The organism is Synechococcus sp. R6-10, assembly GCF_047461815.1.
GTDB lineage: Bacteria > Cyanobacteriota > Cyanobacteriia > Thermostichales > Thermostichaceae > Thermostichus.
This window is the reverse complement of the sequence record NZ_JANSHW010000600.1, coordinates 1-951: the sequence shown is the minus strand read 5'-3', so window position 1 is coordinate 951 and position 951 is coordinate 1. Positions and strand designations below refer to the sequence as shown.

The following is a 951-nucleotide window of genomic DNA, read 5'->3' as shown; positions in this document are numbered from 1 at the left end:
CCTCCCTCCATGCGCACCACCCGGTGGCCGGCCCGCTCCACCAGATAGGGGTCATGGCTGGTCATGATGACGTAGCGGCTGCAGAGCCGTTCCAGGAGAAAGCGATCATGACTGATGACCAAAAGCCCCATCTGATGTGCCCGCCCATAGGCCAAGACAGCTTGCCAGATCAGGGCTTGGGTATTGGCGTCGAGCATGGCTGTCATCTCATCTGCAATCAAATAGCGAGTTTGTGGGTTGAGAACCCGGGCGATGACAACCCGCTGCAATTCTCCCCCGCTTAGCTCATGGGGATAGCGGTTGAGCCAACTGGGGGAAATGCCTAAGGTGTGGAGAACCTCTGGCTGGGGAGGAGGCCCTTCCCGCAAGACCTGAGCTATGCGCCAGTGGGGGTTAACGGCCTGCTCTGGATGTTGAAAGACAAGCTGCACTGGGCAGTACCCTCGCCGAGGCAAAGGCTGCCCTGTCACACTCACCCGACCTTGGCTGGGGGTAAGGTAGCCCGCCAGCAACTTGGCCAGAGTAGTTTTGCCAAAACCAGAGGGAGCCATCAGCCCTACGACTTCCCCAAGTTCTACTTGAAGGGTCTGATCTTGCACCACCCAAGGCAGATGCCGTCCATAGCGAAACCAGAGATGCTCACCCTTGAGCATGGATACACCTCACCCACCCTCCTCCAACCGCCCGCAGAGGCGGATGCTCAGCTCGACAGATTTCACTTGCCCAGGGGCAGCGATCCCCAAACAAACAACCCGCAGGCAGTGCCTCAGGGTCAGGCTGGTTGCCCGGCAGGGGAGCAAACTCATTTTGGGGCAGGGATCGCCACAGAGCTTGAGTGTAGGGGTGGCGCAAGTTTCCCCTTTCGAAATCCTGAGCCGAGGCCAACTCGACTGTAGTGCCCGCATAGAAGACTGCCACTCGATCTGCCACCGACAACGCCGCCTGAATATC

At 59.1% G+C, this 951-nt stretch carries 2 protein-coding genes; both read right to left on the bottom strand.

The annotated features are described in order from the left end of the window. On the bottom strand, positions 1-653 hold a 653-nt coding region (locus NW837_RS14400), incomplete at its 3' end, for an ABC transporter ATP-binding protein (RefSeq protein ID WP_414332270.1). Beyond that, the coding region (locus NW837_RS14395) for an oligopeptide/dipeptide ABC transporter ATP-binding protein (RefSeq protein ID WP_414332269.1) at positions 640-951 on the bottom strand (312 nt) is incomplete at its 5' end. The genes NW837_RS14400 and NW837_RS14395, both read right to left, overlap by 14 nt.